18 protein-coding genes are annotated in these 20,737 nt (G+C 70.7%); 14 read left to right on the plus strand and 4 right to left on the minus strand.

What is annotated here, in order from left to right; all coding sequences use genetic code 11:
- Positions 1-27 precede the first annotated feature (27 nt).
- The 7 genes from ACFZDE_RS29275 (at position 28) to ACFZDE_RS29305 (ending at position 8,868) form a co-directional block, all read left to right on the plus strand.
- Positions 28-918: a diacylglycerol kinase gene (locus ACFZDE_RS29275; RefSeq protein ID WP_391204780.1), complete on the plus strand. Its 891-nt coding sequence runs from the start codon at positions 28-30 to the stop codon at positions 916-918.
- Between the two features lie 55 nt (positions 919-973).
- The gene (locus ACFZDE_RS29280) at positions 974-3,823 is read left to right on the plus strand and encodes a DEAD/DEAH box helicase (RefSeq protein WP_391204783.1); all 2,850 of its coding nucleotides are present in this window, start codon (positions 974-976) and stop codon (positions 3,821-3,823) included.
- Between the two features lie 398 nt (positions 3,824-4,221).
- Entirely contained in the window at positions 4,222-5,865 is a 1,644-nt protein-coding gene (locus ACFZDE_RS29285; RefSeq protein WP_391204786.1) for an ATP-binding protein, read from the plus strand.
- A complete protein-coding gene (locus ACFZDE_RS29290) occupies positions 5,862-6,269 on the plus strand; it encodes a roadblock/LC7 domain-containing protein (protein WP_391002534.1) in 408 nt (135 codons plus the stop codon). Before ACFZDE_RS29285 ends, ACFZDE_RS29290 begins: the two co-directional genes overlap by 4 nt.
- Positions 6,266-6,664 carry a DUF742 domain-containing protein gene (locus ACFZDE_RS29295; protein WP_391002532.1) on the plus strand — a complete coding sequence of 133 codons (399 nt, stop codon included), beginning with the start codon at positions 6,266-6,268 and terminating at the stop codon, positions 6,662-6,664. Before ACFZDE_RS29290 ends, ACFZDE_RS29295 begins: the two co-directional genes overlap by 4 nt.
- Positions 6,645-7,265, plus strand: coding sequence for an ATP/GTP-binding protein (locus tag ACFZDE_RS29300; protein ID WP_391204789.1), 621 nt, complete (start codon positions 6,645-6,647; stop codon positions 7,263-7,265). Before ACFZDE_RS29295 ends, ACFZDE_RS29300 begins: the two co-directional genes overlap by 20 nt.
- Positions 7,266-7,326: 61 nt before the next feature.
- Positions 7,327-8,868, plus strand: coding sequence for a cytochrome P450 (locus tag ACFZDE_RS29305; RefSeq protein ID WP_391204792.1), 1,542 nt, complete (start codon positions 7,327-7,329; stop codon positions 8,866-8,868).
- Here ACFZDE_RS29305 and ACFZDE_RS29310 read toward each other — a convergent pair.
- The 3 genes from ACFZDE_RS29310 to ACFZDE_RS29320 all read right to left on the minus strand — a co-directional run bounded on the left by ACFZDE_RS29310 (position 8,862) and on the right by ACFZDE_RS29320 (position 11,761).
- Positions 8,862-9,848, minus strand: a complete 987-nt coding sequence (locus tag ACFZDE_RS29310) for a pseudouridine synthase (protein ID WP_391204795.1) — start codon at positions 9,846-9,848, stop codon at positions 8,862-8,864. The genes ACFZDE_RS29305 and ACFZDE_RS29310 overlap by 7 nt on opposite strands.
- Before the next feature lie 61 nt (positions 9,849-9,909).
- Positions 9,910-10,752 carry a siderophore-interacting protein gene (locus ACFZDE_RS29315; protein WP_391002524.1) on the minus strand — a complete coding sequence of 281 codons (843 nt, stop codon included), beginning with the start codon at positions 10,750-10,752 and terminating at the stop codon, positions 9,910-9,912.
- A 79-nt stretch (positions 10,753-10,831) separates the two neighbouring features.
- Positions 10,832-11,761, minus strand: a complete 930-nt coding sequence (locus ACFZDE_RS29320; RefSeq protein ID WP_391205036.1) for a 5'-3' exonuclease H3TH domain-containing protein — start codon at positions 11,759-11,761, stop codon at positions 10,832-10,834.
- 196 nt (positions 11,762-11,957) lie between these two features.
- Here ACFZDE_RS29320 and ACFZDE_RS29325 point away from each other — a divergent pair, with 196 nt between their 5' ends.
- From ACFZDE_RS29325 to ACFZDE_RS29350, 6 genes are all read left to right on the plus strand, one after another.
- A complete protein-coding gene (locus ACFZDE_RS29325; RefSeq protein ID WP_391204798.1) occupies positions 11,958-13,049 on the plus strand; it encodes a betaine/proline/choline family ABC transporter ATP-binding protein in 1,092 nt (363 codons plus the stop codon).
- The gene (locus ACFZDE_RS29330) at positions 13,042-15,657 is read left to right on the plus strand and encodes a glycine betaine ABC transporter substrate-binding protein (RefSeq protein ID WP_391204800.1); all 2,616 of its coding nucleotides are present in this window, start codon (positions 13,042-13,044) and stop codon (positions 15,655-15,657) included. Before ACFZDE_RS29325 ends, ACFZDE_RS29330 begins: the two co-directional genes overlap by 8 nt.
- Before the next feature lie 308 nt (positions 15,658-15,965).
- On the plus strand, positions 15,966-16,295 hold the full coding sequence (locus tag ACFZDE_RS29335) for a hypothetical protein (RefSeq protein ID WP_298565828.1): 330 nt from the start codon (positions 15,966-15,968) through the stop codon (positions 16,293-16,295).
- 25 nt (positions 16,296-16,320) lie between these two features.
- A complete protein-coding gene (locus ACFZDE_RS29340; RefSeq protein ID WP_298565825.1) occupies positions 16,321-16,758 on the plus strand; it encodes a hypothetical protein in 438 nt (145 codons plus the stop codon).
- Between the two features lie 498 nt (positions 16,759-17,256).
- Complete coding sequence (locus ACFZDE_RS29345) at positions 17,257-17,826, plus strand: helix-turn-helix domain-containing protein (RefSeq protein ID WP_391002516.1); 570 nt, start codon at positions 17,257-17,259, stop codon at positions 17,824-17,826.
- On the plus strand, positions 17,823-18,542 hold the full coding sequence (locus tag ACFZDE_RS29350) for a helical backbone metal receptor (RefSeq protein WP_391002514.1): 720 nt from the start codon (positions 17,823-17,825) through the stop codon (positions 18,540-18,542). Before ACFZDE_RS29345 ends, ACFZDE_RS29350 begins: the two co-directional genes overlap by 4 nt.
- Here ACFZDE_RS29350 and ACFZDE_RS29355 read toward each other — a convergent pair.
- The gene (locus ACFZDE_RS29355) at positions 18,454-19,605 is read right to left on the minus strand and encodes a TDT family transporter (RefSeq protein WP_391204803.1); all 1,152 of its coding nucleotides are present in this window, start codon (positions 19,603-19,605) and stop codon (positions 18,454-18,456) included. The two genes, ACFZDE_RS29350 and ACFZDE_RS29355, sit on opposite strands and share 89 nt — an antisense overlap.
- 71 nt (positions 19,606-19,676) lie before the next feature.
- Between ACFZDE_RS29355 and ACFZDE_RS29360 the strand changes: the two genes are divergently transcribed.
- On the plus strand, positions 19,677-20,606 hold the full coding sequence (locus ACFZDE_RS29360) for a LysR substrate-binding domain-containing protein (RefSeq protein ID WP_391204806.1): 930 nt from the start codon (positions 19,677-19,679) through the stop codon (positions 20,604-20,606).
- Positions 20,607-20,737 lie beyond the last annotated feature (131 nt).

A 20,737-nucleotide genomic window follows, 5' to 3' on the forward strand; every position in this document is an offset into this window, starting at 1 on the left:
CGGCGGACAGCTCATAGGGTCGCTCCCGTGACCAGCGAGCTCACCCTCTTTGTCAACCCCACCGCGGGCCGCGGCCGGGGCGCCCGCGCGGCGCAGCCGGCCGCTTCCGCGTTGCGGGCGGCCGGCTTCTCGGTGCGGACGGTCCTCGGGGAGGACCCCGCGGACGCCCTGGCACGCGCGCGTGGCGCCGTCGAGGACGGCACCGGCGCACTGATCGCCGTCGGCGGCGACGGGATGGCGGCGCTGGCGCTGCGGGCGGTCGCGGGCACCCGCACCCCGCTCGGCCTGGTCGCCGTCGGCACCGGCAACGACTTCGCCCGCGCCCTCGGCCTGCCCGTGCGGGAGCCGGCCGCCGCGGGCCGCATGGTCGCCGATGCCCTCAAGTGCGGCCGGATCCGCGACATCGACCTCGGGCGGGTCGGCGACCACTGGTTCGGCACGGTCCTCGCCTCCGGCTTCGACTCCCGCGTCAACGACCGCGGCAACCGCATGAGATGGCCCACCGGACGCCTGAAGTACGACCTGGCGATGCTCGGCGAACTCGCCGGGTTCCGGCCCGTTCCGTACCGGATCCGGCTCGACGACGACGAGGTCCTGGAGGTCGAGGCGACGCTCGTGGCCGTCGGCAACGGCTCCTCGTACGGCGGCGGCATGCGGATCTGCCCCGGCGCCGACCTGACCGACGGGCTGTTCGACATCACGGTGGTCGGGGAGTGCAGTCGCACCACCCTGCTGCGGGTGTTCCCGAAGGTGTACCGCGGGACGCACGTCGGCCACCCCAAGGTGACCGTGCTGCGGGCGGCCCGGGTCGAGATCGCCGCCGAGGGCGTCACCGGTTACGCCGACGGGGAGCCGCTCGGCCCGCTGCCGCTGAACGCGCGCTGCGTGCGCGGGGGCGTGCGGGTCGTCGGCCCCTGAGGTCCGGCGCCCCTGAGCTGCGCCGATCCCTGGTTTCACAGGAACGATCCGGATAATGATCGTCCTGTTGTCAGTGCGGCCCGGTACGCTCGAAAGCACGATGACAGAGGACCTCTCACCGGCCGAGCGGTACGCGGCAGCCCGCCTGCGGGCAGCCGAGCAGGCCACCGCGCTCGCGGGCTTCCGCGAGATGTACGACTTCGGCCTCGACCCTTTCCAGATCGAGGCCTGCCAGGCGCTCGAGGCGGGGAAGGGCGTGCTGGTCGCGGCGCCCACCGGCTCCGGCAAGACGATCGTCGGCGAGTTCGCCGTCCACCTCGCCCTCCAGCAGGGCAAGAAGTGCTTCTACACGACACCCATCAAGGCGCTGTCGAACCAGAAGTACGCGGATCTGTGCCGCCGTTACGGCACGGACAAGGTGGGCCTGCTCACCGGCGACAACAGCGTCAACTCCGAGGCGCCGGTGGTCGTGATGACCACCGAGGTGCTGCGGAACATGCTGTACGCCGGTTCCCAGACCCTCCTGGGCCTCGGATACGTGGTCATGGACGAGGTGCACTACCTCTCCGACCGGTTCCGGGGTGCCGTGTGGGAAGAGGTGATCATTCACCTTCCCGAGTCGGTCACGCTCGTCTCGCTGTCGGCGACCGTGTCGAACGCCGAGGAGTTCGGCGACTGGCTCGACACGGTCCGCGGTGACACCGAGGTGATCGTCTCCGAGCACCGGCCCGTGCCGCTGTTCCAGCACGTGCTGGCCGGGCGGCGGATGTACGACCTGTTCGAGGAGGGCGAGGGCCACAAGAAGGCCGTCAACCCCGACCTCACGCGCCTGGCGCGGATGGAGGCGAGCCGGCCGTCGTACCAGGACCGGCGGCGCGGCCGGTCCATGCGCGAGGCCGACCGTGAGCGCGAGCGCCGGCAGCGGTCCCGGATCTGGACGCCGAGCCGGCCCGAGGTCATCGAGCGGCTCGACGCCGAGGGGCTGCTGCCCGCCATCACGTTCATCTTCAGCCGTGCCGCCTGCGAGGCCGCCGTCCAGCAGTGCCTGCACGCGGGACTGCGGCTCAACGACGAGGAGGCGCGCGACCGGGTGCGCACCCTGGTCGAGGAGCGCACCGCCTCCATCCCCACCGAGGACCTGCACGTCCTCGGCTACTACGAGTGGCTGGAGGGCCTGGAGCGCGGCATTGCCGCCCACCACGCGGGCATGCTGCCGACGTTCAAGGAGGTCGTCGAGGAGCTGTTCGTGCGCGGACTGGTCAAGGCCGTGTTCGCGACCGAGACCCTCGCCCTCGGCATCAACATGCCCGCCCGCTCGGTGGTGCTGGAGAAGCTCGTCAAGTGGAACGGCGAGCAGCACGTGGACATCACGCCCGGCGAGTACACGCAGTTGACGGGGCGCGCGGGCCGACGCGGCATCGACGTCGAGGGCCACGCCGTGGTGCTGTGGCAGCGCGGCTCCAGCCCCGAGCACCTCGCGGGCCTGGCCGGCACGCGCACCTACCCGCTGCGATCCAGCTTCAAGCCGTCGTACAACATGGCGGTCAACCTGGTCGAGCAGTTCGGGCGGCACCGCTCGCGCGAGCTGCTGGAGACGTCGTTCGCGCAGTTCCAGGCGGACAAGTCGGTCGTCGGCATCTCCCGGCAGGTGCAGCGCAACGAGGAAGGCCTGGAAGGCTACAAGGCCTCCATGACCTGCCACCTGGGCGACTTCGAGGGGTACGCGCGGCTGCGCCGCGAACTGAAGGACCGGGAGAACGAGATCGCCCGGCAGGGCGCGGTACAGCGGCGCGCCGAGGCCGCCGTCGCGCTGGAGAAGCTGAAGCCCGGTGACGTCATCCATGTGCCCACCGGCAAGTACGCCGGTCTGGCGCTGGTGCTGGACCCGGGCCTTCCGGCGGGCCGTTCGAACGGTCACCGCGGTTTCGAGCACCACGACGGGCCGCGCCCGCTGGTGCTGACCGCCGAGCGGCAGGTGAAGCGGCTGGCGTCCATGGACTTCCCGGTGCCCGTCGAGCCGCTGGAGCGGATGCGGATCCCGAAGTCCTTCAACCCCCGCTCCCCGCAGTCCCGTCGGGACCTCGCCTCGGCGCTGCGCACCAAGGCCGGGCACATCCCGGCCGAGAGGCACCGCAAGCGGCGCTCCCAGGCGGCCGACGACCGTGAGATCGCCCGGCTGCGGACAGCGCTGCGCGCGCATCCCTGCCACGGCTGCAACGACCGTGAGGACCACGCCCGTTGGGCCGAGCGGTACCACCGGCTGCTGCGGGACACCTCGCAGCTGGAGCGGCGCATCGAGGGCCGCACGAACACCATCGCCCGGACGTTCGACCGCATCGTGGCGCTGCTGACCGAGCTGGACTACCTGCGCGGCGACGAGGTCACCGAGCACGGCAAGCGGCTCGCGCGGCTGTACGGCGAGCTGGACCTGCTCGCGAGCGAGTGTCTGCGCGCGGGGGTCTGGGAGGGCCTGGGCCCGGCCGAACTGGCCGCGTGCGTCTCGGCGCTGGTGTTCGAGGCGCGGGCCGCGGACGACGCGCTGGCGCCGAAGGTCCCGTCCGGGAAGGCCAAGGCCGCGCTGGGCGAGACGGTGCGGATCTGGGGTCGGCTGGACGCGCTGGAGGAGGACTTCCGGATCAACCAGACCGAGGGGGTCGGGCAGCGCGAGCCCGATCTCGGCTTCGCCTGGGCCGCGTACGAGTGGGCCTCCGGGAAGGGGCTCGACGAGGTGCTGCGCGAGGCGGAGATGCCGGCGGGGGACTTCGTGCGGTGGTGCAAGCAGGTCATCGACGTGCTGGGGCAGATCGCGGCGGCGGCTCCGCAGGGGTCTTCCGTCGTGAAGAACGCGCGCAAGGCGGTGGATCTGTTGCTGCGGGGAGTGGTCGCCTACTCGTCGGTGGGGTGATCGTTCGCTGCGCGGGTGCCGGTTGTCGGCGGTTGCTCGCGCCCGCGCGGCGGAGCCGCACAGCGACACAGCCCCGCGCCCCCTGAGGGCGCTGTACGGGAGCCCATTCACTCGTCACGGTGAGTGGGTTTTCGTATGCCCGTTCGCGGCTACACACAGTATTCGAACGATGTCGCAGCGTGTAAACGACTGAGCGTACTATCCCTTCGCGTCCGCTTTCCGGCAGTTGCTGAATATGACACGGCGATGATCCGGTCGGACTAAGCTCGCCCGCAGCGCACCGGCTTGAGATGAATTCGTGCGCTTGTTCCCCAATGTGTGGAAGATCCCGACAGCTTCATGACATACCCCTCTGTACGTCCCCCCGAACCTCAGTCGACTCCTGTCAGAAGGCCCACATGGTGAGTGTTCAAACTCCTCCCGGTCGCCGTGAACTCCCCTACGCGCGCGTGCTGTTGCTGCCCGCCATAGTCATGGCCGCGGCGACCGGAGCCGCCGTCGCCCTGGTGGCGCAACCGGCCCGGGGCGCCGTCGGCTGGTGTGGCGGCATCGCCACCGCGCTGGTGCTCGCGACGGCGGCCGAGGCGGTGCGCCGCGGCCGTGCGCTGCGCAACCAGCGTGCGGAGCACGCCCGGCACAGCGCGCAACTGCAGCAGCGGATCGCCGCCCACGAGAACGAGTTGGTCCACTTCTCGCGGGAGATCGTGCCCGCCGCGCTCAACCTGCTGCGCACCGGAGAATCCCCCAGGGAGGTGATTCGCAAGCTCGGCCTGTCCCACCCCGCGTTCCGCGACCTGCCCGCCCCGCAGGCCGAGACGCTGCTGACGGTGCTCAAGATCGTCGACCGCGAAGTGACCATGCGCGACGCGGCCGCCCGCTCCTTCGTCAGTGTCGCCCGGCGCGTCCAGGCGATCATCCACCAGCAGGCCGAGGAACTCCGGGAGATGGAGGAGGACCACGGCCGCAACCCCGAGGTCTTCGACGACCTGCTGCGCATCGACCACGGCAACGCCCTGATCGGCCGCCTGGCCGACTCCGTCTCCGTCCTCGGCGGCGGCCGCCCCGGCCGGCAGTGGCCCCAGCCGGTGTCCCTGTACAGCACCCTGCGCGGCGCCATGTCCCGCATCCTGGAGTACCGGCGCATCCAGCTGTCCTCCATCGCCAAGATCAGCGTCAAGGGCATCTACGTCGAACCGGTCATCCACGCCGCCGCCGAGCTCCTCGACAACGCCACGCGCTACTCGCCGCCGCAGACCAAGGTGCACGTCACCGCCACCGAGGTGCAGACCGGCGTCTGCATCGAGATCGAGGACGGCGGTGTCAACCTCAACGAGGAGGCCCGGGCCCGGATCGAGGGCATGCTGGACGCCGCCAAGGCCGGCATCGACCTCCAGGACATCGGTGAGCACCCGCGCCTGGGCCTGGCCGTCGTGGGCCGCCTCTGCACGGCGTACAACATGCAGGTCTCGCTGCGCGCCTCCGCGTACGGCGGTGTCCGGGCCATCCTCATCGTGCCGAGCGAGATGATCACCCACGAGCCCGGTGTCGGACTCGCCCACGGCATCGGCGCCACCGGCATCCCCATGACGGTCGGCATCCCCGAGGGCCCCAAGCGCGCGCCCAAGAGGCGCCGTCCCACCAGCCCGAAGATCCCCGCCACGGTCTCCATGGAGGACGACGACGTCCCCGAGGTCACCGAATGGACCGCGAACGGCCTGCCGCAGCGCCGCAGCAAGGTGAAGATGCCCCTCGCCGAGCGCCTCGCCCAGCAGGCGGCCAACGAGAAGGCCGACCGGGAGGCAGCCGAACGGGGCGAGTACAACCCCTGGGCGGCCGTGCAGGAGCCCGAGACCCCGCCCCTGCGCGACATGTCGGCCCCCGACGCCCCCGGCAAGGGCCTCGAGGCCTTCTGGGAGGGGCTCAAGCAGGGCATCGAACCCGGCACCCACCCGACCGACTTCATCCGCAACCCGCACAAGTACCTGCACCTGATCAACGACCCGGCCCCCACCGAGGCCGATGACGAGGGGGACCTCAAGTGATCCAGCAGCGAGGCAACTTCGACTGGATGCTCAAGCAACTCGCCGACGGCGTACCGGGCATCGAGATGATCGTGGTGCTCTCGGCCGACGGTCTGCGCATCGCCCGCTACGGCGGCGAGCCGGACGCGGCCGACCGGGTCGCCGCGGCCTGCGCCGGCCTGCAGTCCCTCGCGGGCAGCGTGTGCCAGGAACTCACCGTGGGCGACGGCGAGATGAAGCTCGTCATGATCGAGATCGACCAGGGCTACTTCTACCTGATGAACGCGGGCGCCAACGCCTTCCTCGCGGTGCTCTCCGACGTGCGGTGCGAACCCGGCCGGATGAGCGCCATGATGCGCGACCTGGTCGTCCGGATCGGTGGGCACCTCACCAGTCCGCCCCGGCGTAACGGGCAGATCGTATGACGCCTCCGCAACGCCAGAGGCGCGACCTCGCCCCGGAACCGGCCCCGCCCCAGGAGAGCGACGGCAAACCCGGCAACCCGGAGCGGATGTACGTGGTGGCCGGCCCGGACGGTGAGCGGGCCGAGCTCGACCTGGTGACGTTAATCGTGGCGCGTGCCACGGACCCGCCGCCGTCCGCCTCTCCCGAGCAGGCGGCGCTGCTCCGACTCTGCGCCGCCCCCCTGTCCGTGGCCGAACTGTCGGCCTACCTCCACCTCCCGTTCAGCGCGATGGGCGTGCTGCTCACCGAGTTGCTGACGGCGGAACTGGTACAGGCACGCGCCCCGATCGTCCGCAAGGCGCGCTCCGACCGTTCCCTCCTCGAAGCGGTGATGAATGGACTTCAACGGCTCTGACACCATCCCGGGCCCCCGGGCCGAGGACCAGCTGCCCCACTCGGCACAGGCCGCGGCCAAGATCGTGATCGTGGGTGGCTTCGGCGTCGGCAAGACGACCATGGTCGGGTCGGTCAGCGAGATCACACCGCTGACCACCGAGGAAACCATGACGCAGGCCGGCATCGGTGTCGACGACAACTTCGGCTCCGCGTCCAAGACGGCCACCACCGTCGCCATGGACTTCGGCCGGATCAGCATCACCGACCAGCTGGTGCTGTACCTCTTCGGCACACCCGGCCAGCAGCGCTTCTGGTTCCTGTGGAACGGCCTGTTCGAGGGCGCGCTCGGCGCGGTGGTGCTGGTCGACACCCGGCGGCTGGAGGTCAGCTTCGACGTCATGGGACGCCTGGAGGAGCGCGGCGTGCCGTTCGTCGTCGCCATCAACTCCTTCCCGGACGCCCCCCGGTACGACATCGAGGAGTTGCGCACGGCCCTCGACCTCACACCGGACATCCCGATCATCGAGTGCGACGCGCGGCGGCGCGCCTCCAGCCGCGACGTGCTGATGACGCTCATGCGTTTCCTGCACTCGCTCGCCATGACGGGCGCCCGCGCCTGATCCGTGTCCGCCCACCCCGTCCCTCCCCCCATGACACCTGGAAAGCTTCGGAGCGATCACTGTGACGCCTGAATCCCACGCCCCGGCCAGTACGGACGACGACCTCCGGCCCGGCCCGCCCCCCGGCTGTCCCGCGCACGGCCTCGGGCCCGGGGGACTGCACCGGCTGCACGAGGCGGAGGACCTCGGAGCGCTGTACGAGCAACTGCGGGAGCAGCACGGTCCCGTGGCGCCCGTGCTGCTCCATGACGACGTGCCGATGTGGATCGTCCTCGGCCACGCCGAGAACCTGCACATGGTGCGCTCGCCCTCGCAGTACTGCCGGGACAGCCGGATCTGGACCCCGCTCAGGGAGGGCCTGGTCAAGCCCGACCACCCGCTGATGCCGCACATCGCCTGGCAGCCCATCGCGTCGCACGCCGAGGGCGACGAGCACAAGCGGCTGCGCGGCGCGGTCATGGGCGCCATCTCCACGATCGACTTCCGCAGCCTGCGCCGGTACATCAACCGCAGTACGCAGGTGATCGTCAACCGGTTCTGCGAGGCGGGCGATGCGGACCTGGTCAGCCAGTTCACCGAGCATCTTCCGATGGCGGTGATGTGCGAGATCCTCGGCATGCCCGACGAGTACAACGACCGGCTCGTCGAGGCCGCCCGCGACGCGCTCAAGGGCACCGACACCGCGATCGCCAGCCACTCCTACGTCATGGACGCCCTGAGCCGGCTGACCGTCACGCGCCGGGCGCAGCCGGAGGAGGACCTCGCCAGCTACCTGATCACGCACCCGGCCCGGCTGAGCGACGACGAGGTCCGCGAGCACCTGCGCCTGGTGCTCTTCGCCGCCTACGAGGCCACCACCAACCTGCTGTCCAACGTGCTGCTCACGGTGCTGATCGACCCGCGTTTCCGGGCCCAGCTCAACGGCGGCCAGATGACGGTGCCGGAGGCGGTGGAACAGTCCCTGTGGAACGAACCGCCGTTCAGCACGGTTTTCGCCTACTTCGCCAAGCAGGAGACCGAGCTGGGCGGGCAGCGCATCCGCCGGGGTGACGGGCTGCTGTTCGCGCCGCTCCCGGCCAATGTCGACCCGCGGGTACGGCCGGACCTGAAGGCCAGCATGCAGGGCAACCGCTCCCACCTCGCCTTCGGCGGCGGGCCGCACGAGTGCCCCGGGCAGGACATCGGCCGTTCCATCGCCGACGTGGGTGTCGACGCGCTGCTGATGCGGTTGCCGGACGTGGAACTCGACTGCGACGAGGAGGAGTTGCGCTGGACGGCGTCGATCGCCTCCCGGCATCTGGTGGAGTTGCCGGTGCAGTTCGCGCCGAAGCCGCCGCAGGACGTGCAGGAGGTGCCGAACCACAAGCCGGTCGCGGCCCAGCGCTCGGACTGGCAGATCGGCGTCGCACAGCCGCAGCCGGCCGCCGCGCAGCCGCAGCCGGTCGCCGCCCAGCCGCAGCCGGACCCGGTGCTGCCCCAGCCGATGCCTGTCCCGGGGCCGGTGCCGGGGGCGGGGCCGGTTCCGGGGCAGCCCGCCGTCGCGGAGCCGCTCCGCCGCAAGGGTGTGTGGCAGCGGTTCCTCAGCTGGTGGCGCGGCTACTGACCGTCTGACGGGCCGTCGTCGTATGCGCCGGCGGCCCACCGGTCGTACGACGCCCAGGCCGCGAGCACCCGGCCGCTGCGCAGCCGGTGTTCCGCGCCCGTGACCGGGTCGGTGAACTCCAGGGAGCGCGCCAGCAGTTGAAGCGGGCGGCGGAAGTCGCCGGGCGGTGCGGGCGCGGTCACCTCCGGGTAGAGCGGGTCGCCGAGGATCGGCACGCCCAGCGCGCTGAGGTGGACGCGCAGCTGGTGCGTCTGCCCGGTGGCGGGCGTGAGCCGGTAGCGGGCGAGTCCGCCGGGGTGTTCGCGGCGCTCGACCAGCTCGACATGGCTCACGGCGTTGGGCTCGCCCGGAACCTCCCGGGCGGTGAGCACTCCGCGCTCCTTCACGATCCGGCTGCGGACGGTCCGGGGCAGGACGAGGGCGGGGTCGTACGGGGCGACGGCCTCGTACTCCTTCATGATCCGGCGGTCGCGGAACAGCGACTGATACGCCCCGCGCTCCTCGGGGCGGACCGTGAACAGCACGAGTCCGGCGGTGAGCCGGTCCAGCCGGTGGGCCGCGGTGAGCTCGGGGAGGTCCAGCTCGCGGCGGAGCCGGGCCAGCGCGGTCTCGGCGACATGGCCGCCGCGCGGCGTGGTGGCGAGGAAGTGCGGCTTGTCGGCGACGACGATGTGCTCGTCCCGGTGCACGATCCTGACCGGGAAGGGCACCGGCACCTCCTCGGGCAGGTCCCGGTGGAACCACACGAACATCCCCGGCTCGAAGGGCGCGTCCGCGGCCACGGGCCGCCCGTCCGCCCCGACGATCCGCCCCGCGTCGAACATGCCGTCGACGACTCCCGCACCCGCCCCCGACAGCCGCTCCACCAGATGCGCTCGCACGGTGCCCCACGACCCCACGGCGGGCAACCGCACCCGCACGGGATCGACCCCGTGGCGCTGCGGCAGGGGAGAGGGCGGAACGCGCGTCTTACGTCTCATCGCGGCCCAGCGTACGAGGCGGGTGGCGACTGAGGCGGGCGCGGTGGTGGGCCGGTGTGTGTCAGGCCGCGGACGCGTTCTCCTGCTCGGCCTCGATGCGGGCGTTCCACTCGCGCTTGGAGGCCTGCCAGCCGTCCTCGTTGTGTCCGTGGCGCCAGTAGCCGGAGATCGAGAGGTCCTCGCGTGCGACCTGGCGCTCCACGCGGAGCAGATGGCGCAGCTGCTTGACGAAGTGCGCCTCGCCGTGGACGAAGGCGTGCACCCGGCCCTCGGGGAACTCCAGGTCCCGGACGGCCTCGACCAGCGCCTCGCCCAGGGGCCGGGCGCCGCGGTGCAGCCAGACGACGTCGACGTCCGAGTCGATCTTCTGCTCCTCCTCGGGGCCGGAGACCTCCACGAAGGCGTGTGCCCTGGCCCCGTGCGGCAGTGCCTCCAGGGCGCAGGCGATGGCGGGCAGCGCGCTCTCGTCGCCGACGAGGAGGTGCCAGTCGGCGCCCGGGTCGGGGGCGTACGCCCCGCCGGGGCCCATGAAGCGCACGGTCTCGCCCGGCCGGACGCGCACGGCCCACGGACCGGCCAGGCCCTCGTCACCGTGGATGACGAAGTCCAGCGTCAGCTCGCGGTGCTCGGCGTCCCATTGGCGGACGGTGTACGTCCGGGTCACCGGCCACTGTTCGCGCGGCAGCTCGTCCTTGACGCGCTGCAGGTCGAACGGTTCGGGGTAGGTGACGCCCGCGGGCGGGAACAGCAGCTTCACATAGTGGTCGGTGCAGGTGCCCGCCGTGAAGTCGGCGAGGCCCTCGCCGCCGAGCACCACGCGCTGCATGTGCGGGGTCAGCCGCTCGGTGCGGACAACCTGCGCGGAGTGGAGCCTGCGCGGCTGGCGGACCGGTCGCTCTGCCATGAGGACCTCCCTGTCTCACATAGTTAGGGTAACCTAAGTTAGCACCCTGTCCCCCCTTCATGCCTGTTGTGGTGAGAGATCACGCCGAGAGCGTCGCCATCAGCCGCTCCAGGGACCCGCCCAGTCCCCAGCGCGCCGCCAGCGCCTCCAGTGCCGCCGGATCGCGCGGTGTGCGCGGCAGCGCCGTGGAGACGTCGGGCAGGGGGACGTCGTCGGCGACCCGGACCACCTTCGGTGCGACCGCCAGATACGGACGCGCCTCGTCCAGTCGCCTGCGCTGGGTCGGCGTCAGTTTCGACCCCCGGTCCTCGATCGCCGCCATGATCCCGGCCAGGTCCCCGAACTCGGCCAGCAGCTTGGCGGCCGTCTTCTCACCGATGCCCGGCACGCCCGGCAGGCCGTCGCTCGGGTCGCCGCGCAGCAGGGCCAGATCCGCGTACCCCCTGCCGTCCACCCCATACTTCTCACGCAGCACCGCCTCATCGGTGCGCTGCAGCGTCCCCACGCCCTTCAGCGGGTACAGCACCCGCACCCCGCGCGCGTCGTCCACCAGCTGGTACAGGTCGCGGTCGCCCGTGACGATGTCGACCGGGCCCTTCGCCCGGGCGGTGAACGTGCCGATCACATCGTCCGCCTCGTACCCGGCGACGCCCACGCGCGCGATGCCCACCGCGTCCAGCACCGCCTCGATGACCGGCACCTGCGGCGACAGCGTGTCGGGCACCTCCTCCTCGTCCGGCCCGGCCGCGTGCTCCTCGGCGACGCGGTGCGCCTTGTAGGAGGGGATCAGGTCCACCCGCCACTGCGGCCGCCAGTCGGCGTCCATGCAGGCCACCAGGAGGTCCGGCCGGTGGTCCTTGACCAGGCGGTCGATGAAATCGAGCAGTCCGCGCACGGCGTTCACCGGCGTACCGTCCGGGGCCCGGACCGAGTCCGGGACGCCGAAGTAGGCGCGGAAGTACAGGGAGGCGGTGTCGAGGAGCATCAGTCGTCCGGTCACGCCACGCATCATGCCGTACACCACCGACAGCGACTCGCAGCGGCGCAACGCGTTGCGTCCCGCGCGTTCCGTGTGAAGCGGCTCACTTTCGCGTTTGCTGTCGGTGATCGGGGGGAGGCGCCGCCCCGCAGCGAGGCTGGTTGCGCATTTCAACTGTTTGCGCCCTGTCTCGCTCTGTTCTGTTGCCGACCCCATAGAGGTGCACGTGTCAGCGAGGCTTGAAGCAGAGAGCCTGTACAAAGTGTTCGGCAGAAGACCGGACCGGGCGGTCGAGCGGCTCCGGGACGGAGCGGACCGGGACGACCTGCGCGCCGAGGGCACCACCGCCGCCGTCATCGACGCGTCCTTCACCGTGGAGCCCGGCCAGATCTTCGTCGTCATGGGCCTGTCCGGCTCCGGCAAGTCCACCCTGCTCCGCATGCTCAACGGCCTGCTCGAACCCACCGCCGGGCATGTGCGCTTCGACGGCCAGGACCTGACCACGCTCGGAGCCCGCGAGCTCCGTCAGGTCCGCTCCAAGAAGATCAGCATGGTGTTCCAGCACTTCGCGCTCTTCCCGCACCGCAGCGTGCGCGACAACGCGGCCTACGGTCTGGAAGTGCAGGGCGTGCCCCGCGCCGAGCGCGCACGCCGCGCCGACGAGGCGCTCGCCCTGTGCGGCCTGGCCGGCTGGGAGAAGTCCTGGCCCGACGAGCTGTCCGGCGGCATGCAGCAGCGCGTCGGCCTGGCCCGCGCGCTCGCCACCGACGCCGACCTGCTGCTGATGGACGAGTCCTTCAGCGCCCTGGACCCGCTGATCCGCCGCGACATGCAGGACCAGCTGCTGGAACTCCAGCAGAAGCTGAAGAAGACCATCGTCTTCATCACCCACGACCTGAACGAGGCCATGCGCCTGGGCGACCGCATCGCCGTCATGCGCGACGGCCGCATCGTCCAGATCGGCACCGCCCAGGACATCCTGCTGCGTCCCGAGAACGACTACGTCGCCTCCTTCACCCAGGACGTCGACCGCTCCCGCGTCCTGACCGCGGGCGAGCTCATGGACACCTCGGTCACCGCCGACGACCCCGGCTGCCACTGCGAGACCGCCACGTCCGACACCCCGTTCACCGAGCTGTGCGCGATCAGCGCCCGGCTCACCCATCCCGTCTCGGTCGTGGACAAGGACGGCAAGCAGATCGGCGTCGTCCCCCGGCAGCGCCTGGTCGGCTTCCTCGGCGACGAGCGGGACACCACCCCGGAGCCCTGCGACTCCCCGCGGGACAAGGGAGGAGAGAAGGTGGTGACCCGTGCCTAGGATTCAGTTCGGCAACTGGGTCGAGGACGCCGTCGACTGGCTGCAGTCTCACCTGACGTGGGTCTTCGACGTCGTGCAAGCCCTCCTGGGCGGTATGTACGACGGTGTCGACGCCGTGCTCGGTGGCGGCGAGCCCCTCCTGATGATCGGCATCTTGGCCGTGATCGCCTGGTGGCTGCGCGGCCTGGTCTCCGGGGCGGTCGCCTTCGTGGGGCTCGTGCTCATCGACGCGCTCGGGTTGTGGGGCGATGCGATGGACACGCTGTCGCTCGTGCTCGTGGCCGCCGTCATCACGGTCGTGATCGCGGTTCCCTTGGGTATCTGGGCTGCCCGCAGCAAGCGGGTCAGCGCTCAGCTGCGGCCGGTGCTCGACGTCATGCAGACGATGCCGGCCTTCATCTACCTCATTCCCGGCGTCATGTTCTTCGGTGTCGGAACGACTCCCGGCTTGCTGGCGACGATCATCTTCGCGATGCCGCCCGGAGTCCGCATGACCGAACTGGGCATCCGGCAGGTCGACAGCGAGCTGATTGAAGCGGCCGAGGCGTTCGGTACCAGCCCCCGTGACACCCTCACCCGCGTGCAGCTGCCACTCGCCCTGCCAACGATCATGGCCGGTGTCAATCAGGTGATCATGCTGGCCCTGTCGATGGTTGTCATCGGAGGCATGGCGGGCGCGGGTGGTCTCGGTGAGCAGGTGTACTCCGCGATCACACAGCTGAAGGTCGGCCTTGCCGCCGAGAGCGGCACCGCCGTGGTCATCCTCGCCATGTACCTGGACCGGATGACCGGAGCACTGGGCGAGCGCGTCTCCCCGCTGGGACGCCGAGCCGCTGCCAAGGCGGCCGCCGTCGCCGGACGTGTCAGGTTCGCGCACTACCGGCCCGCCGGCTCGGTCGCCGTCGTCGGCGTGGTCGTCCTGGCACTGATAGCGGGCGGTATGAACCTGTTCGGCTCCGAGCGCTCCGAGGCCCGGCCGAGTGCGAACGTGGGTCAGGGCAAGCAGATCAACATCGGCTACATCCCCTGGGACGAGGGCACCGCCACCACGTATCTGTGGAAGGAACTGCTGGAGGAGCGGGGTTACAAGACCAACGTCAAGCAGCTCGACCCTGGTCCGCTCTACTCGGGTGTGGCCCGTGGGGACATCGACTTCCAGACCGATGCCTGGTTGCCGACGACGCACAAGGCGTACTGGGACAAGTACGGTTCGCAGCTCGAGGATCTTGGCTCGTGGTACGGGCCGACGTCGTTGGAGTTGACGGTGCCCTCGTATGTGAAGGGCATCGATTCCCTGGCGGATCTGAAGGGTCAGGGGAAGAAGTTCGGCGGCAAGATCATCGGTATCGAGGCCAGTGCCGGGATGATGGGGACGCTGAACAAGGACGTCCTGAAGGCCTACGGGCTGGAGGGTGAGTACAAGGTGGTGTCGTCGAGTACGTCGTCGATGCTGGCGGAGCTGGACCGGTCCATCAAGAAGAGGGAGCCGGTGGTGGTGACCCTGTGGTCGCCGCACTGGGCGTACGGGAAGTACGACCTGAAGAAGCTGAAGGACCCGAAGGGCGCCTGGGGTAAGGGTGAACAGATCCACACCGTCGCCCACAAGGGCTTCTCCGCCAAGGACCCGGTCGTGGCGCGGTGGCTGAAGAATTTCAAGCTCACCGAGAAGCAGCTGACCACTCTGGAGAACGAGATCCGCGCTGCGGGTGAGGGGCACGAGCAGGACGGTGTACAGGCCTGGCTGAAGAAGAACCCCGGCCTGGCGGACAAACTCGCTCCGAACCCCTCAGGCGCCAAGGCGCAGGGCAAGGACGCGGGCAAGACTGTCAATATGGGCTACTTCCCGTGGGACGAGGCCATTGCCGCCTCCTATCTGTGGCAGAACATTCTGGAGGACCGCGGATACAAGCCCCGGCTCAAGCAGCTCGACCCCGGACCGTTGTATTCGTCTCTCGCGCAGGGGCAGATGGACGTGCAATTGGATGCCTGGTTGCCGACGACGCACAAGGCGTACTGGGGCAAGTATGGTTCGCAGCTCGAGGATCTCGGCTCGTGGTACGGGCCGACGTCGTTGGAGTTGACGGTGCCCTCGTATGTGAAGGGCATCGATTCCCTGGCGGATCTGAAGGGCCAGGGGAAGAAGTTCGGCGGCAAGATCATCGGTATCGAGGCCAGTGCCGGGATGATGGGGACGCTGAACAAGGACGTCCTGAAGGCCTACGGGCTGGAGGGTGAGTACAAGGTGGTGTCGTCGAGTACGTCGTCGATGCTGGCGGAGCTGGACCGGTCCATCAAGAAGAGGGAGCCGGTGGTGGTGACCCTGTGGTCGCCGCACTGGGCGTACGGGAAGTACGACCTGAAGAAGCTGAAGGACCCGAAGGGCGCCTGGGGCAAGGGTGAACAGATCCACACCGTCGCCCACAAGGGCTTCAGCAAGGAATTCCCTGAGTTCTCTGGATGGCTCAAGAATTTCAGGATGAACGAAGCGCAACTGGCCTCCCTTGAAGTGGCGATACAAAAGGGAGGTGCCGGGAATGAGAAGGCTTCCGCGCGCCAGTGGCTGGACGCTCAGCCGGGTTTGGAAGATAAACTCGCTCCGGTTTCCTGAAGTCTGACTCCATAGCGTCTCTCTGCACCCTCGGGTCTTCGCCCGGGGGTGCAGAAGGCATGCCCTTATGATGTCGCGAGAGTCGTCGCTCCCTGCTCTTTTCGTATTGGTTGACAGAAGCTGGTTTCAATGGGCATCGTTCTCTCTGTGCCGGGGGCCGGAGCGGTTGTCTCCGGATTAATCCCCGCGCGGAGGAAATGAAGGGGGATCTTTTGAAGAAGTCTGCGACCGTAGTGAGCGCTGCCTTTTTCGCAGCTGTTCTGACGGCGGGTACCGCATTCGGCGCAAGCGGCTACACGGCCCGGAACGTGGCCGGTGGACCGCCGGCCGGGGCGGCCTGCTCCCTGGGCGGGTGGGCCGAGGGCTGTTACGTCAAGAACGGTGATGCCATATGGGTCCGGGACACCCGCGACGACGGGCATCACGCCGCCGTCCAGTGGTGGACGAGTGGCCAGAGCGCAAGCGATGACCACACCTGTCACGACTATTCGGGCAAGGCCGCGGGCTGGACCGTGTGTGACGGACTCGCCGACGTCATCGCGGAACACACCAACATCACCTTCTGGCCCATGACCATGGAGGGCGGCCGCATCGTCTCGGGCGGGGCGAGCCCGCAGACGATCTCTCCCACGTCCTGACCCGCCCCACCCGAGGAGTGCAGCAATGATGTACCGAAGGATCGGGACGGTGGTCGGCGCGGTGGTGACCGCGGCCGTCCTGGCGACCGCCCCCGCGCTCGCGACCGAGTCCGTCAAGCAAACGGCCAAGGACGCCGCTTCCCCGCCGGGCGGCATCCCCTGCTCGGTGGGTAAGGGAGTCACCACCTGTTTCCAGAAGTCGGGTGACGTCATCTGGGTGCGGGACGAGCAGGCCGATGGTCATCACGCCGTCGGTGGCTGGGGCTTCGGCAACGGTGACAGCGATGTGTGGGACTACGAATGCCACGACTACTTGGGCAAGGCCGCCGGCTGGACCAAGTGCAGTTGGGCCGACACCATCCCCGAGAGCGCCACGATCACGTTCCGTGGGATCGAGTTCGAGGGCAACACGCCCCTGTTCAACGGGGACGCCGGACCGGCCATGTCCTCCAAGGCGTCCTGACGCGCGTCAGACAACGAGACGCGTACCGGGCCGCTGTGCCGGGACGTGGATGACGAAGTGGGCCCCGCCTCCAGGCAGGGCCCACTTCATTGATGCGTGATTCTCGTGGAGACGCGCCACCACGAAAAGAATCCAGCCAATCACAGTGAGTCAACCCGTCGCCTGCGCGGCACCGATGGCCCGACATCGCTGCCATCCACGGTGTCACCATGGGGTCATCCGAGGGGGCCGCGAAAACCTGCCGCGCACAACCGCACCATCGCGAACAGGCGTACTCTGGCGGCCCGCCCACAGTGCTCCTGCCGGACTCCCGCGGCTCTTGCCCCGCCGGTCGCTGAGAGCGGTGAGATCCGGGTGCACGCTCTGTGAACGCGTGTGACGGGCGCATGAAACGGTTTGCCGAACGTGCGTAGGGTGCAGACAACTCAACAAGGAGCAGTGCGCCGGGACACCGCCGCACGGGGAGCGGATCGACGGGCGAAGGAGGGAGCCGGAGCGATGGGCGACCACAAAGAGCAACCCCTTCGGGTGGGCGCGGCCGTGCGCCGGCGGCGCCGCGCCCTGGAGCTCACCCTTGCCGTCGTGGCCGCGCGCAGCGGCCTGTCCGTCCCGTTCCTGAGCCAGATCGAGAACGACAGGGCCCGGCCCAGCACCAGCTCCCTGGAGAAGGTCGCCGACGCCCTGCGCACCACCGCCGTCGAACTCCTCGCCGCGGCCGACCCGGCGTGCAGCGTGGACGTCGTCCGCGCCGACGGCACCGACCCGCAGCCCGAGCCCCGGACGCGCTCCCTGGTCCGCGGCCACCACCAGATGCATGCCTCGGAGTTCACCGGCGATCATGACGCGGGCCGTGAATTCCAGTACCGCAACGACCAGTTGATGTACGTCGCCGACGGCGCGGTGGAGATCGAGGCGGAGGGGCGCGCCTACCGTCTGGGCCGTGGCGACACGCTGTACCTGACCGGTGGCGTACGGCACCGCTGGCGGGCGACGGAGTCGGACACCCGCGTGGTCGTCGTCGCCGTGGCGGAGCACATCGAGGCGGTCCGGGACCGGCCTCGCCGGTGAGGGTCGTCTCGCTGGTCCCCTCGCTGACCGAGGCCGTGGCCCACTCGGCGCCCGCGGCCCTCGTCGGCGCCACCGACTGGTGCACGCATCCCCCCGGCCTCGACGCCGTACGCGTCGGCGGCACCAAGAACCCCGACACCCACCGGATCCTCTCCCTCGCGCCCGACCTGGTGATCGCCAACGAGGAGGAGAACCGCGCACCCGACCTCGCGGCGCTGCGGGACGCGGGCGCCCAGGTCCTGGTGACGGAGATCCGTGACGTGCCGCAGGCCTTCCGGGAACTGGCCCGGGTGCTGGACGCCTGCGGGGTGGCGGCCCGGCCGCGCTGGCTCGACGAGGCGGAGCGGAGCTGGTCGTCCCTGCCCGAGCCCGGGACGCGGCGCACGGCCGTCGTACCGATCTGGCGCCGGCCGTGGATGGTCCTGGGCCGCGACACCTTCGCCGGTGACGTCCTCGCCCGCCTCGGCGTCGACCACGTGCACGCCGAGCACCCCGACCGCTACCCGCGCGTCCCGCTGGAGGAGCTGCGCGCCTCGGCGCCGGACCTGGTGGTCCTGCCGGACGAGCCGTACCGCTTCACCGCCGACGACGGCCCCGAGGCCTTCCCCGGCCTGCCCTGCGCGCTCGTCAGCGGACGGCACCTGACGTGGTACGGGCCGTCACTGGCCGAAGCGCCGCGGGTGCTGGGCGGGGCGCTGCGAGCAGCTCGCCCCTGAGCACCCCGCGCACGGTGCCCACCACGGCCGTGCCCCACGCCGCGACCAGCACCGCGTAGAGCAGGACCGCCGGGCCCGCGTACGCGACGAGCCCGGTGTGCCGGGCCAGCGCCTCGGCGCCCGTGACACAGGTGCCGACCGGGAAGGTGAACGACCACCAGGTCATCGAGAACCCCATCCCGTGCCGCCGCGCCCGGACGACATGGGCGCCGGCCAGGCAGAACCACAGCAGCGCGAACCCCATGACGGGCACGCCGTAGAGCACGGCGAGGGCGCCGAAACCCTCGCTGTACGGCGCCGGTACGACCCCCGGGGCGACGTCCGCGAAGGCGCCGACGGCGGTGGTGGACTGCCCGAGCGGGCCCAGCACCAGGAACAGGGTCGGGGTGAGGGCCAGGGGCAGCGGCCCGCCGGTCAGCGACCGGGCGAAGACCAGGGGAAGCATGACCAGGGTCGCGAGCAGACTGAGCCCGAACAGCGCGAAACAGCCGAGCAGCAGCGTCTGCCGAGCCTGGCCGGGCGGCAGGTGCGGCACCAGCGACGGTCCGACCGCGGCCGACACCATGGGCGCGACGAGCGGCAGCAGCCAGACGGGCGTGACCTGCCCCGGCTCCACCCGATGCCGTACGGCCATCAGATACGGCACCACGACCGCCGCGGCGAGTCCGAGAACCGTGCCGGCGGTGAACAGCACCGCGTCGAGCGCCACGGCCGCCCGCAGCCCGATCCAGTCCCGGCCCACGGTGAGGGCACCGCCGCCCGCGGCGAGCAGGGCCATGGCCAGACAGCCGTAGAAGGGGGCCGCGGCCGGGTCGAGGAGGTGGGAGCGGGCCTGGTCCCGGTGGCGGGCCCAGTGCACGGCCCGCGCGCCGAGCAGCGTCACCAGCAGCGCGAGCGAGAGCGCCCAGACGGCCGCGAGCACGCCGCGCAGTCCCGGGACGTGCGGTGCGAGGGCGCCTCCGGCGGTGGCGACGACGGCGGTGCCCATGACGGTGGCGTACCAGTTGGGTCCGAGGTGGCGGACGGAGAGCGGATACGCGCGGGGCCGGGCTGCGGTGACCATGGACTCCACGGTGGGGCCTGGGGAGGCGCACGACCAGGGATCTTGCCCCTATGGCGGCATAAGCTGGGTTTATGAGCAACGCGGATGAGCAGACCGGGCCGGCCGCCACCGGTTCCGTGGCACACCGGGTGCCGGATCTGGGCGCCCTGGAGCTGCTGCTGGCGGTGGCGCGCCTGGGCAGCCTCGGCGGCGCGGCGCGGGAGCTCGGCATCACCCAGCCCGCGGCCAGCAGCCGGATCCGGTCGATGGAGCGGCAGCTCGGCGTGGCGCTGGTCGACCGGTCGCCGCGCGGGTCCCGGCTGACGGACGCCGGGGCGCTGGTGACGGACTGGGCGCGGCGGATCGTGGAGGCGGCGGAGGCGTTCGACGCGGGTGCCCAGGCGCTGCGCGACCGGCGTGACTCGCGGTTGCGGGTCGCGGCCAGCATGACCATCGCGGAGTATCTGCTGCCGGGCTGGCTCCTCGCGCTGCGCGCGCAGCGGCCCGATACGGCGGTGTCCCTGCACGCGGGGAACTCGACGGCGGTGGCCGAGCGGCTGCTGTCGGACGAGGCGGATCTGGGGTTCGTGGAGGGGCTCTCGGTGCCGGCCGGCCTCGACTCCGCGGTCATCGCCCATGACCGGCTGATCGTGGTGACCGCGCCGGGGCATGCGTGGGCCCGGCGGCGGCGGTCGCTGGCGGCGGATGAACTGGCGTCGACGCCGTTGATCCTCCGCGAGAAGGGGTCGGGGACCCGGCAGGTGCTGGACGCGGCGCTGGGTGGGCTGGCCCGCCCGCTGATCGAGTTGTCCTCGACCACGGCGGTGAAGGCGGCGGTGGTGAGCGGGGCGGGCCCGGCGGTGCTCAGTGAGCTGGCGGTGGGGGAGGAGCTGGCCATGCGGCGGCTGGTGTCGGTGCCGGTGGAGGGGGTGGCCCTGGCGCGGGATCTGAGGGCGGTGTGGCCGACGGGGCACCGGCCGACGGGCCCGGCGCGGGATCTGCTGTCGCTGACGCGAGGGTAGGGTCTCGCCCCCGCCGCCCCTACCCGTCCCATCCCCAGGGGCGCCGCCCCTTCGACCCCGGCCGGGGGTTGCGCCCCCAGACCCCCGCTTCGGCCTGAACGGCCTCTTCCTCAAACGCCGGACGGGCTGAA

This window comes from Streptomyces sp. NPDC007929 (assembly GCF_042959065.1).
GTDB lineage: Bacteria > Actinomycetota > Actinomycetes > Streptomycetales > Streptomycetaceae > Streptomyces.